Source organism: Sphingomonas sp. Leaf62 (genome assembly GCF_001421915.1).
Lineage (GTDB): Bacteria > Pseudomonadota > Alphaproteobacteria > Sphingomonadales > Sphingomonadaceae > Sphingomonas.
In genome coordinates, this window is record NZ_LMLN01000009.1 from 52,349 (window position 1) to 63,814 (window position 11,466).

15 protein-coding genes are annotated in these 11,466 nt (G+C 66.2%); 1 reads left to right on the forward strand and 14 read right to left on the reverse strand.

All coding sequences use genetic code 11. The annotated features are described in order from the left end of the window. Positions 1–52 precede the first annotated feature (52 nt). The 11 genes from ASE91_RS06070 to ASE91_RS06120 all read right to left on the reverse strand — a co-directional run bounded on the left by ASE91_RS06070 (position 53) and on the right by ASE91_RS06120 (position 6,506). Positions 53–484, reverse strand: a complete 432-nt coding sequence (locus ASE91_RS06070; RefSeq protein ID WP_056623847.1) for an ExbD/TolR family protein — start codon at positions 482–484, stop codon at positions 53–55. A gap of 3 nt (positions 485–487) precedes the next feature. After that, positions 488–1,177 (reverse strand): protein TolQ, encoded by a 690-nt coding sequence (gene tolQ, locus ASE91_RS06075; protein WP_443024523.1) that lies wholly within the window; start codon positions 1,175–1,177, stop codon positions 488–490. After that, positions 1,177–1,635, reverse strand: a complete 459-nt coding sequence (locus ASE91_RS06080; RefSeq protein ID WP_055996163.1) for a YbgC/FadM family acyl-CoA thioesterase — start codon at positions 1,633–1,635, stop codon at positions 1,177–1,179. The genes tolQ and ASE91_RS06080 overlap by 1 nt, the downstream gene beginning before the upstream one ends. Before the next feature lie 59 nt (positions 1,636–1,694). Beyond that, positions 1,695–2,021, reverse strand: a complete 327-nt coding sequence (locus ASE91_RS06085) for a hypothetical protein (protein WP_055996166.1) — start codon at positions 2,019–2,021, stop codon at positions 1,695–1,697. A 9-nt stretch (positions 2,022–2,030) separates the two neighbouring features. Then, the gene (gene ruvB, locus ASE91_RS06090; protein WP_056623853.1) at positions 2,031–3,050 is read right to left on the reverse strand and encodes a Holliday junction branch migration DNA helicase RuvB; all 1,020 of its coding nucleotides are present in this window, start codon (positions 3,048–3,050) and stop codon (positions 2,031–2,033) included. Positions 3,051–3,121: 71 nt separating this feature from the next. Further along, the gene (gene ruvA, locus ASE91_RS06095) at positions 3,122–3,724 is read right to left on the reverse strand and encodes a Holliday junction branch migration protein RuvA (RefSeq protein ID WP_056623856.1); all 603 of its coding nucleotides are present in this window, start codon (positions 3,722–3,724) and stop codon (positions 3,122–3,124) included. A gap of 118 nt (positions 3,725–3,842) precedes the next feature. Then, entirely contained in the window at positions 3,843–4,352 is a 510-nt protein-coding gene (gene ruvC / locus ASE91_RS06100) for a crossover junction endodeoxyribonuclease RuvC (RefSeq protein ID WP_055996174.1), read from the reverse strand. A gap of 152 nt (positions 4,353–4,504) precedes the next feature. After that, on the reverse strand, positions 4,505–5,248 hold the full coding sequence (locus ASE91_RS06105; protein WP_055996177.1) for a YebC/PmpR family DNA-binding transcriptional regulator: 744 nt from the start codon (positions 5,246–5,248) through the stop codon (positions 4,505–4,507). 29 nt (positions 5,249–5,277) lie between these two features. Further along, positions 5,278–5,811, reverse strand: coding sequence for a DUF1003 domain-containing protein (locus ASE91_RS06110; RefSeq protein WP_055996180.1), 534 nt, complete (start codon positions 5,809–5,811; stop codon positions 5,278–5,280). Between the two features lie 23 nt (positions 5,812–5,834). Next, positions 5,835–6,071, reverse strand: coding sequence for a DUF2312 domain-containing protein (locus ASE91_RS06115; RefSeq protein WP_055997244.1), 237 nt, complete (start codon positions 6,069–6,071; stop codon positions 5,835–5,837). Positions 6,072–6,140: 69 nt separating this feature from the next. Next, positions 6,141–6,506 carry a DUF1244 domain-containing protein gene (locus ASE91_RS06120; protein WP_056623861.1) on the reverse strand — a complete coding sequence of 122 codons (366 nt, stop codon included), beginning with the start codon at positions 6,504–6,506 and terminating at the stop codon, positions 6,141–6,143. Between the two features lie 72 nt (positions 6,507–6,578). Between ASE91_RS06120 and pyk the strand changes: the two genes are divergently transcribed. Further along, on the forward strand, positions 6,579–8,045 hold the full coding sequence (gene pyk, locus ASE91_RS06125; RefSeq protein WP_055996183.1) for a pyruvate kinase: 1,467 nt from the start codon (positions 6,579–6,581) through the stop codon (positions 8,043–8,045). A gap of 137 nt (positions 8,046–8,182) precedes the next feature. Here the strand turns inward: pyk and ASE91_RS06130 are convergent, their stop codons facing one another. From ASE91_RS06130 to ASE91_RS06140, 3 genes are read right to left on the reverse strand one after another with little or no spacing between them, the layout of a single operon-like run. Beyond that, positions 8,183–8,968 carry a transglutaminase family protein gene (locus ASE91_RS06130; protein WP_056623863.1) on the reverse strand — a complete coding sequence of 262 codons (786 nt, stop codon included), beginning with the start codon at positions 8,966–8,968 and terminating at the stop codon, positions 8,183–8,185. Then, the gene (locus ASE91_RS06135) at positions 8,968–9,900 is read right to left on the reverse strand and encodes an alpha-E domain-containing protein (protein ID WP_200911208.1); all 933 of its coding nucleotides are present in this window, start codon (positions 9,898–9,900) and stop codon (positions 8,968–8,970) included. Before ASE91_RS06135 ends, ASE91_RS06130 begins: the two co-directional genes overlap by 1 nt. 7 nt (positions 9,901–9,907) lie before the next feature. Beyond that, positions 9,908–11,389 carry a circularly permuted type 2 ATP-grasp protein gene (locus tag ASE91_RS06140; RefSeq protein WP_056623869.1) on the reverse strand — a complete coding sequence of 494 codons (1,482 nt, stop codon included), beginning with the start codon at positions 11,387–11,389 and terminating at the stop codon, positions 9,908–9,910. Positions 11,390–11,466: the final 77 nt, after the last annotated feature.

The following is an 11,466-nucleotide window of genomic DNA, read 5'->3' on the forward strand; positions in this document are numbered from 1 at the left end:
ATGTCCCGCAACCGCGATGCCAAGCCCGATCTTCTCCGCCTTCTGCATCGCGTTACTGCGCCACGCTGATCAGCGACACCCGGTTCAGCCCCGCGCGGTTCAGTTCGCCGAGCACGCCGTTGACCCGGCCGTAATCGAGCGTGCGGTCGGCGCGCAGCATCACCTGTCGCGGTTCGGTCGCCCCGGCACCCGCCGCCGCGATCTTTTCCAGTTCGCCGGGCAGATTGTCGGCCGACACTTCGGCATCGTCGATAAAGGTCCGGCCATCGGCATCGATCGACAGCGTCACCGGCTGCTGCGTCTGTTCGACCGCCTTCGCGCGGCTGTCGGGCAGGTTCACCGGCACGCCCGCGGTCATCAGTGGCGCGGCGACCATGAAGATGATGAGCAGCACCAGCATCACGTCGACCAGCGGCGTGACGTTGATCTCCGCCATCGGCGCACGACGCCCTTTACCCTTCGCGGACGGCAGGTTGATGCCCATCGTTCAGACCCCTTCGAGCTGACGCGACAGCGTGGCATGGAACGCGTCGGCAAAGCGGTTCAGCCGCGACTCGATCCGGTTCACGCTGTGGCTGAAGCGGTTATAGGCGATGACGGCGGGGATGGCGGCGAACAGGCCGATCGCGGTGGCGAACAACGCCTCGGCGATGCCCGGCGCGACGACGGCCAGCGACGTATTCTGTTCGGACGCGATCGCGGTGAACGACCGCATGATGCCCCACACCGTGCCGAACAGCCCGACGAACGGTGCGACCGACCCGATCGTCGCCAGTACGTTCAGCCGGTCGGCCAGCGTCTCGCTCTCGTCCGCAACACTTGACGCCATGGCGGTGGCGAGCCGTTCGCGGGTGCCGTCGCGATCGATCTGCTTCGATGCGGTCGAGCGACGCCATTCGCGCACCCCCGACGAAAAGATGCGGGCGATGGCGGTGTCGCGCGTCCCCTGCAACCGGTGGAAGGCGTCGATATCCTCGGCCTGTTCGAATTCGGTTTCGAACCGGTCGATGTCGCGCCGCACTTTCCGCGCGCGGACGAGGAAGCCGATGATGATCGCCCAGGTCCAGATGCTGGCGGCCAGCAGCCCCAGCATCACCGCCTTCACCACCCAGTCGGCGGCGAGGAAGAGCGCGACCGGCGACATGGTCGCGGCGTCGGTGTTCACGAGTACGTCCATCATGCCCCTTTTTCGGTTGCGACCAGGCGCTGGAAGGTGTCGACCCACGCGGCCGGTTGACGACGCGGACGCCCGTTCGGGGCCACGAACGCAACCTCGACCCGGGCCGATGCCAGTAAGAGTGTGTCGCGGATGACTGTCTGATGAATATCGACCGCCGCCGCGCGCACGCGTTCGACGGTACTGACCACGACCAGCGCATCGTTCAGTCGCGCGGGTGCCCGCCAGTCGAGCTGCATCGAGCGGACGGCGTAGGCCCCCTCGCCCGTTTCGTGCGCGGCGCGTTGATCGATACCGGCGATCATCAGCATGTCGCTGCGCGCGCGTTCGAAATAGCGCAAATAATTCGCATGATAGACGACACCCGACAGATCGGTGTCCTCGAAATAGATGCGAACGGGAAAGCGATGCGTACCGCCCGTGAAGCGGCCGCCGGCCGGCTGGTCGGGGTCGGTCATTCGTCCGCTTTAACCACTGCGACCGGACGGGGAAAGGGGTGAAGGGCCCGTCCGACCCGTCAATCCGCCGGCGATTCGTTCAGGACCGTGACCTGGGTAAAGCCGGCCGACTGGGTCAGATAAAGGATACCACCGATCACCCGGTACGGGGCCGCGACCTTTCCCAGCACCGCGATCGTGACCGGGCGGTCCTTGTCCGGCAACGCCTTGAGCGCCGCTGACATCGCGTCCTGTTCATCGGGCAGCACGAACTGCACCCCTTCGATGTCGATCCGTGCGGCGGCATCGCCACGCATCGTCACGCCGATCGTGAGCGGCGTTTCGGCGGCACCAACGGGCGCGTTTATCAAACCCAGCGCAGCCGACGTCAGCAAAGTCTTCTTCATGGCGATTCCTCAGTCGAACAGACCGTCCTGCGATCCGGCCGGCGGTTCGAAGCCGAGATGCTTCCATCCGCCGGCGTTCAGGCAGCGCCCCCGCGCCGTGCGCGCGACCATGCCGATCTGGATCAGATAGGGTTCGATCACTTCCTCGATCGTGTCGCGCGGTTCGGACAGGCCGGCGGCCAGCGTCTCGACGCCGACCGGGCCGCCGCGATACACATCGGCGATCATCGTCAGATAGCGGCGGTCCATCGCATCAAGCCCCTTGGCATCGACCTCCAGCCGGTTGAGTGCGGCATCGGCGGTGCGCGCATCGACGGTCTCGACCCCCGCGACATTGGCGAAGTCGCGGACCCGGCGCAGCAGGCGACCCGCGATCCGCGGCGTGCCCCGCGCCCGGCGGGCGACTTCGGTCGCTCCATCCTTCGAAACGCCAAGGCCGAGCAACCCGGCCGCGCGGACGACGACGCGGGTCAATTCGTCGACGGTATAAAATTGCAGACGGATCGGGATGCCGAAGCGATCGCGCAGCGGCGTGGTCAGCAACCCCTGCCGGGTCGTCGCCCCGACCAGCGTGAAGCGCGGCAGGTCGATGCGGACGCTGCGTGCCGACGGCCCCTCACCGATCATCAGGTCGAGCGCACGGTCCTCCATTGCCGGGTACAGTACTTCCTCGACTGCCGGATTCAGCCGGTGGATTTCGTCGATGAACAGGACATCGCCATCCTCGAGATTGGTGAGCAACGCGGCAAGGTCGCCCGACTTGGCGATGACCGGGCCAGACGTGGCGCGGAACCCCACGCCCATTTCGCGGGCGACGATCTGCGCCAGCGTGGTCTTCCCCAGCCCCGGCGGACCGAAGAACAGGACATGGTCGAGCACGTCGCCCCGCCCGCGCGCAGCATCGATGAACACCCGCAGATTTTCACGCGCCGCCTGCTGCCCGACGAATTCGTCCAGCGCCTTGGGGCGGAGCGCTGCGTCGACGTCCTCGGGACGGCGAAGCGGGGTGGTCATGCGGTCGTCGGTCACGCGTGTTCCCTAGCTGTTCGCGTGGGAGGAAGAAAGCTGCTTCGAAATCCTCCCCGGCACGGGGAGGAGCTTTAGGTGCGGGACGCTTTTCGCAGCGCCAACCGCACCATCGCGTCGAGACTGGCACCCTCGTCCAGTTCCTCCGCCGCCTTGCCGACCGCCGTCGCCGCTTCGGCCGGCCGGAAACCGAGGTTGAGCAACGCCGACACCGCGTCCCCCTCTACCCCGTCACCGCCCGCCGCGGGTGCCACCACCCCCGGACCGATCGCGATGCCGCCGACCTTGTCCTTCAGTTCCATCGCGATACGCTGCGCCAGTTTCGGGCCGACGCCGTTGGCGCGGGCAATGCTCGCCTTGTCGCCGCGCGCGATCGCGGTGCGGACTTCCTCGGGTGCCAGCGTCGACAGGATGCCGAGCGCCACCCGCGCGCCGACGCCTTGCACCCCGGTCAGCAGCCGGAACCAGTCGCGCTCGTCGGCGCTCGCGAAGCCGACCAGCCGGATGAAATCCTCGGCGACCAGCATCTCGGTATGGATCGTCACGCTGCCGCCGACCGGCCCCAGCGCCTGCAACGTCCGCGACGACGCGCCGACCAGATAACCGACGCCGTTCACGTCGATCACCGCGTGGTCGATTCCGGAAACGGACAGCGTGCCTTTGAGATGGGCGATCATGCGGGATTTCTCTCGATACGCCGTATCCCCGCGCAGGCGGGGAGCCAGGGCGACAATCGACGCCGGTTCTGTGTGGCGCTGGATCCCCGCCTGCGCGGGGATACGGGCGCGGCAAGGGTCACGCCCCGATCCCGGTCGACCGCCGCGCCCGCGCATGGGCGCTGGCGAGGTGATGGGCATGGGTAATCGCCACCGCCAGCGCGTCGGCGGCGTCGGGACCGGACAGCTTCACGCCGGGCAGCAGATGACCGACCATCGCCTGAATCTGCTTCTTGTCCGCGCCGCCGGTGCCGACCACCGCCTTCTTGACGATGCTCGGATGATATTCACCGATCGGAAGGCCTGCGGTGGAGGCGGACAACAGCACGACGCCGCGCGCCTGCCCCAGCTTCAGCGTCGATTGCGCGTTGCTGTTGCCCAACACCTCCTCGACCGCCGCGCCATCGGGGCGTTCGGTGCGGATCACCTCGCCCAATGCGCCGAACAGCAGCGCGAGACGGCGGGGAAGCTGCATCGACGGGTCGGTACGGATCTGGCCGTTGGCGATGTGGCTGAGGCGGTTGCCATCGGCCCGGATGATGCCCCAGCCGGTGGTGCCGAGACCGGGGTCTAGACCGAGGATCAGCACGTTCCAGACCCTCCCCGTTCACGGGGAGGGGGACCAGCGTAGCTGGTGGAGGGGGGCTTCCGCGAGCGCTGTGCTGCGAGGTGCNAGGTGCTCCCCCTCCACCACCGCTGCGCGGCGGTCCCCCTCCCCGCAGGCGGGGAGGATGAAATGCGTCAACCCAGCTTCTCCATGACCTCGTCGGATACTTCGTAATTGCCCCATACGGTCTGGACGTCGTCGTCGTCGTCGAGCGCGTCAAGTAGCTTGAACAACGTCGCCGCATCGTCCTCGCCGACCGCGACCATCGTCTGCGGCCGCCACGCGAGCTTGGCACCCTCCGCCTCGCCCAGCACCGGTTCCAGCGCCTTGGCGACTTCGTGCAGGTCACCTACGGCAGTCCAGATTTCGTGGCCGTCCTCGCTCGACGTCACGTCTTCGGCGCCGGCTTCCAATGCGGCTTCGAACACCTTTTCGGCGTCGCCAGCCTTGGCGGGATAGTTGATCAGGCCCACCCGGTCGAACCCATGGCTGACTGAACCGGCGGTGCCCAGATTGCCGCCATTCTTCGACACGGCGGTCCGGACATTGGTCGCGGTGCGGTTCCGGTTGTCGGACAATGCCTCGATGATCAGCGAAACTCCGGCCGGGCCGAAGCCCTCGTAGCGGATTTCCTCGTAATTCTCGAGATCACCCTTCGACGCCTTGTCGACCGCGCGCTGGATATTGTCCTTGGGCATCGACTGCGCCTTGGCGGCGTTGATCGCCGCGCGCAGACGCGGGTTCATGTCGGGATCGGGCAGGCCCATCTTCGCCGCGACGGTGATTTCGCGGCTGAGCTTGCTGAACATGCCCGACCGCTTCTTATCCTGCGCACCCTTGCGGTGCATGATGTTCTTGAATTTGCTATGGCCTGCCATCGGTGCCTCTTTATGTTCTGTGTCTGCTCTTAGGCGGACGGCGCGCGTTGCGCCAGCGCGTCGATTTTCGCCTCCAGCGCCGCCAGCCGGTCGATCACGTCGACGTCCAGCTTGGCATGCAGCGCGAGGATGTCGATCTCTGCGCGCAGGTTGGTTTCATAGTCGAGCCGCGCCGCCAGCCGATCCTTTTCCGACTGCCGGTTCTGGCTCATCATGATGACCGGTGCCTGGATCGCGGCCAGTGTCGACAACATCAGATTCAGGAAGATGTAGGGATAGGGGTCGAACGCCAGCCCGAAATGCGACAGCACGTCGGAATTGAGCAGCATCCATCCGAGCAGCACCGCCGTGAAGGCGATGATGAACCCCCACGACCCGCCGACCGCCGCCACCCGATCCGCCAGCCGGTCGCCGACCGTCGAGCGCAGGTCCGATTCGTCGGCCGCATCGCGCGAGACCGGCGCGCCGCGTTCGATCGCGGACAGGACATGGGCCTCTTCCTCGCCATGCGGATCGCCATGCCCCTTGAGCAGGCGCGTCGCGAAGTGAAAGACGCTGGCCATGTCGCTGCCCCCTTGTCCGGCGTTCAGATACCGAGTGCCTGCTTGTAGGTTTCGAGCAGCATGTCCGCTTCGTCGCGGTGATGCTTTTCCATCCGGCGCAGGCTGATGATCTTGCGCATCGTCTTCACGTCGAACCCGGTCGACTTGGCTTCGCCATAGACGTCCTTGATGTCGTCGCTGATGCCCTTCTTTTCTTCTTCCAGCCGTTCGATACGTTCGATCAGCAGGCGGAGCTGTTCCGCCGAAACATTGTCGGTCATGCGGTCCTCGAATTTCACGCGAATAGGGAACGGGCGCGCCTAGCCGATCCGCGCGCCCGCCTCAACCGATCAGCGCGGCTCGGTGATCGCCGGCGGGTCGCTGGCCGGGAAGCTGTCCTCCAGCGCCTCGTCGAGCGCGTCGTCGGTGCGGTTCCTCGCGACGCTTTCTTCCATTTTCGCGATCTGCTCCGGCGTGGCGGGACGCTGGTGCGTCGCCTTCCACCGGGCATAGGGCATGCCGTACACCGCCTCACGTCCCTCGTCCTTCGACACGCCCGCCGCTTCACCCAGCCAGTCGCCAAGGCAGTTGCGGCAGAAACCGGCCAGTCCCATCAGGTCGACATTCTGCGCGTCGGTGCGATGTTGCAGGTGACGCACCAGACGCCGGAACGCCGCCGCCTGTGCCTGTTCGCTCATTGAATCGATTGTTGCCATGACATTGGCCTCCAAGGTTGATCGTTTACGAATAAGGGCTAGAGGCAGGCGCGCAACGCCCGGAGAGTGATTATGACCAAGGCCATTAGCCCCCGTTCGCGCAAGGTTCGCGTTCTCGCCACGCTCGGTCCCGCCAGCAACACCCCGGAAATGATCGCGAAGCTGTATGAAGCCGGCGCCGATGCATTCCGGGTGAATATGAGCCATGGCGACCAGCAGTCGAAGATCGCGGTGATCGAGGCGATTCGCGGGCTGGAGCGCCAATATGGCCGCCCGACCACGATCCTCGCCGATCTGCAGGGACCCAAGCTGCGCGTCGGCCGCTTCGCCGAGGGCAAGGTGATGCTCGAAACCGGGCAGCGTTTCACGCTCGACCGGTCGAACGAGCCGGGCGATGCGACCCGCGTCGAATTGCCGCATCAGGAAATCTTTGCCGCGATCGCGCGCGATGCCCGTCTGCTGCTGGACGACGGCAAGCTGGTGTTGCGCGTGCTCGACCATGACGATCAGAAGATCGTCACCGAGGTCGTGGTCGGCGGCGCGCTGTCCAATTCGAAGGGGCTGAACGTCCCCGATGTGGTGCTGCCGATGGCGGCGCTGACGCCCAAGGATATTTCCGACCTGCACTTCGCGGTCGAACAGGGCGTCGACTGGATCGCGCTGTCGTTCGTGCAGCGGCCGGAGGATCTGGCGGAGGCGCGCAAGTTGATCCAGGGCAAGGCCGCACTGCTCGCCAAGATCGAGAAGCCGTCGGCGGTCGCGCGGCTGGAGGAGATCGTCGAGCAGTGCGACGGCGTGATGGTCGCGCGCGGCGATCTGGGCGTCGAATTGCCGCCGCAGTCGGTGCCGCCGCTGCAAAAGCGCATCGTCGAGACCGCCCGCCGCCTCGGCCGCCCGGTGGTCGTCGCGACGCAGATGCTCGAATCGATGATTACGTCACCCTCGCCCACCCGCGCGGAAGTGTCCGACGTCGCCACCGCCGTCTATGACGGTGCCGACGCGATCATGCTGTCGGCGGAAAGCGCCGCGGGCAGCTGGCCGGTCGAATCGGTCACGATGATGAACGACATCTCGCACGCGGTCGAACGAGACCCGGCGCATGGCGACCGCGTCCACTTCACCGTGCTGCGTCCCGATCCGACCACCGCCGACGCGCTGGCCGAAGCCGCCAAGAACATCGCGGCGACGGTCGATGCGAAGGCGATCCTGTGCTTCACCAAATCGGGTTCGACCGCGCGCCGGATCGCGCGCGAGCGTCCGGCGGTGCCGATCATGGTACTGACCCCGCAGATCGATACCGCACGCCGGCTGGGGCTGTTGTGGGGTGTCCACGCTGTCCATACGCGGGATGTCGCGTCGTTCGAGGAAATGGTGGCCAAGGCCAAGCGCATGGTGCTGCGTCACAATATCGCGGGTGCCGGCGACCGCGTCGTCGTCTGCGCGGGCGTGCCGTTCGGGACGCCGGGGTCGACCAACGTGCTGCACGTCGTGCAGATCGTCGGCGACGAATTGAAGAACTACAAAAAAGCCGAGGCGTAAGCTGCAATTCCTCCCCGGCAAGGGGAGGGGAACCACTGCCGAAGGCGATGGTGGAGGGGGCGCTCCACGAGCGATCCGTACGCGGAAATCCCCCTTCGCCAGCGTCGCCGGTCCCCCTCCCAGTGCCGGGGCGGAGTTTACGCCTCTTCTACCCGTACATCGACGTCGAGCACCTCGTCGCCCGCGCCCATCCGCACCCCAGCGATCGGCGCGGCCGCAGCGGCGTCCAGTGCCACCGCGACGCGGATATGGTCGAGGCCCGATCGACCCCCCATAGCGGGGTCGAACGCATACCAGCCGTCCGCCACGAACGCCTCGGCCCAAGCATGCGGCGCGGCAGTACGGCGCGCATCATCGCCCGACAGGCTGTACCCCGACACATAGCGCGCGGGAACGCCCTGTGCGCGGGCAGCGGCGACGAAGATCTGCGCCATGTCACGCGGTGACAGTCGGTCGTCCGCCGTCGCGTCGACCGCGCTGCGGATCGTCGGCGTGGGTCGCCGGTCGAGCGGCCAACGGGTGTGGATCGCCGCCGCCAGCGCCGTCATCGCCGCCAGATCATTGCCTGTCGCCAGCACGGCGATCGCGTCATCGGCGATCGTGAGCGGCGTCGTCCGCAGGAACAGATCGGGCGGAAACGGTTCGTCGGTGCCCTCGATCGGCCCATCGCTCTCGCTCAACAGCGCTTCGCCGGTGACGATCAGGTTCAGCGTCTCGACCGGCCCCTCGGCATACAACATCCGCGTCCGATTGCCGTAGCCGTCGATACTCTCGCGCAACCGCGCGTCGCAGTCGACGTCGATCCGCCAGTTCACCACCGTCTGCTGACTGGTATCGCCGGGAAACAGGCGCAGCAGCTGGACGATGCGCGCCTGCGGTTCGGTGAAGTGATAGTGCGTTTCGTGTTGGACCGACAGCCGCATCAGATGAAGCGGAACTGGCGGGCGATCGCGGCATCGAGCATCGCATTCTCCCGGATGAAAGCGGTCAGATATTCGTGGAGGCCGTTGACGATGACCTCATGCGCGCGGGTCTTCTGCATCCGCGCCAGCCGGGCACGCGCCATGCGATCGGCCTCGCCCTGAAAGCCGGTGCGCTTGCCGAGCATGTTGAGCATGTCCACCGTTTCATCGACGCACGCTGCCAGACTGCGCGGCACCTCGCCCCGCGACAGCAGCAGCTCGATGACGCTCGCCGGCTTCAACCCGTCGCTGTAGAGCCAGCGATAGGCGGTGACCGCCGACACGGTCTGCAGGATCGTCGTCCATTGATCGCGGTCGATCGCACCGCCGATCCGCTCGCCCTCGGGCAGCAGCAGGTGATATTTGACGTCGATCAGCCGCGCGGTGTTGTCGGCCCGCTCGATCGCTGCGCCCAGTTGCACGAACCACGTCGCCTCGTTCTTCATCATGCGCTGGACCGCGCCTTCGAAGCCTCGCGCCTCGGCCTTGATCGCCTCGACCAGATTGAGGATGTCCTCGCCCTCCTCGCCGCGCGGCGCGTTGAAGACGATCCAGGCGCGATTGATCGCGGTCCAAGCGTCGCGGGTCAGCGCGGTGCGCACCGCCTTCGCATTGTTGCGCGCGGCGTCGAGGCACCACAGGATCGACCCCGGATGGCTACGGTCGCAGGTCAGGAACCGCGCGACCGATGCCTGTCCGACCGGCTGGTCCGTCGCGGCGAAACTGTCCTCGGTATAGCTGACCGCCAGCGCGCTGGCCCATGCCGCATCGCCCGCCGGGCGCGACGACAGCGCGTCGAGCCGCACCGTCGCCTCGACCAGCCGAGCGAGAAAATCGGCGCGTTCGACATAGCGGCCAAGCCAGTAGAGCGAGGCGGCGGTACGGGAGAGCATCGCCATGTCAGCGTCCCCCCTGCGACTGGGTCATGCCGCCCAACGTCTGCGACTGCATCGGCGGATCGTCCATCAGCACGAAACTGTCCTTGGTCCCGCCGCCTTGGCTGGAATTGACGACCAGCGACCCTTCCTTCAGCGCAACGCGGGTCAGGCCGCCCGGCACCACCTGTATCTTGTCGGCACCGGTCAGCACGAACGGACGGAAATCGACATGGCGGGGTGCCAGCCCCGCATCGGTCAGCGTCGGCACCGTCGATAGCGCCAACGTCGGCTGGGCGATGTAGCGCTGCGGCTCGGCGATCAGCGCGCGGCGGAAATTCTCGATCTCCACCTTCGACGCGGTCGGCCCCACCAACATGCCATAGCCACCCGATCCGTCGACCAGCTTCACCACCACTTCGCCTAGGTGGTCGAGGACATATTTCAGCGCATCGGGCTCGCGGCAGCGCCACGTCTCGACATTGGGGAGCAAAGGCTCGCTCTCCGCATAGAATTTCACGATCTCGGGCATGTAGCTGTAGATCGCCTTGTCATCGGCGATGCCGTTGCCCGGCGCGTTGACCAGCGCGACGTTGCCCGCGCGATAGGCGGCGATCAGCCCCGGTACGCCCAACAGCGAATCGGGCCGGAACACGACGGGGTCGATGAAGTCGTCGTCGATCCGGCGATAGATCACGTCGACCCGGACCCGCCCGGCAATGGTCTGCATCCACACCACATCGCCATCGACGACCAGATCGGCCGGCTCGACCAGTTCGATCCCCATCGAATCGGCGAGGAAACTGTGTTCGTAATAGGCCGAATTGAAATGCCCCGGTGTCAGCACGACGCAATTGGGATGCGCACCGGCACCCGGCGGTGCGACCGACCGCATCGTTTCGAGCAACAGGTCGGGATAGCTGTCGACCGCCGCCACCCGGAAATTGCGGAACAGTTCGGGGCATAGCCGGATCATCGCCTCGCGATTCTCCAGCATGTACGACACACCCGACGGCGTACGGGCATTGTCCTCCAGCACGAAGAATTCGTCCGGTCCGGTCCGTACCAGATCGATGCCGCAGATATGCGCCCACACCCCGTGCGGCGGCCGGATGCCGGCGATTTCAGGACGGAATTGTGCGTTGCCGAAGATCAGGTCGGCGGGCAGCACGCCGGCTTTCAGAATACGGCGCTCGCCATAGATATCGTCGAGGAATAAGTTGATCGCCTGCGTCCGCTGAATCAGCCCCTGGGACAGGCGGGTCCATTCGTCGGCCTTGAACACGCGCGGCACGATATCGAACGGGATGATCCGCTCGGCCGCCTCGCTCTCGCCATAGACGGCAAAGGTGATGCCGAGCTGGCGGAAGGTAGCCTCGGCCGATTGCAGGCGTCGTTTCAACTCGTGCGGCGGCACCTCGCGCATCCACCGCGCCAGTGCCGCAAGGTCGGCGCGCGGATTGTCCGGCCCACCATGTCCCCAGATTTCATCGAACGCTTGCCCCATTCGTCCCCCAACGCCGCCTGCCGCTAATTTCTCCCTATGCTGCGTTGCGAAGCGCGCGCTGGCAAGCAAGTTCGGGA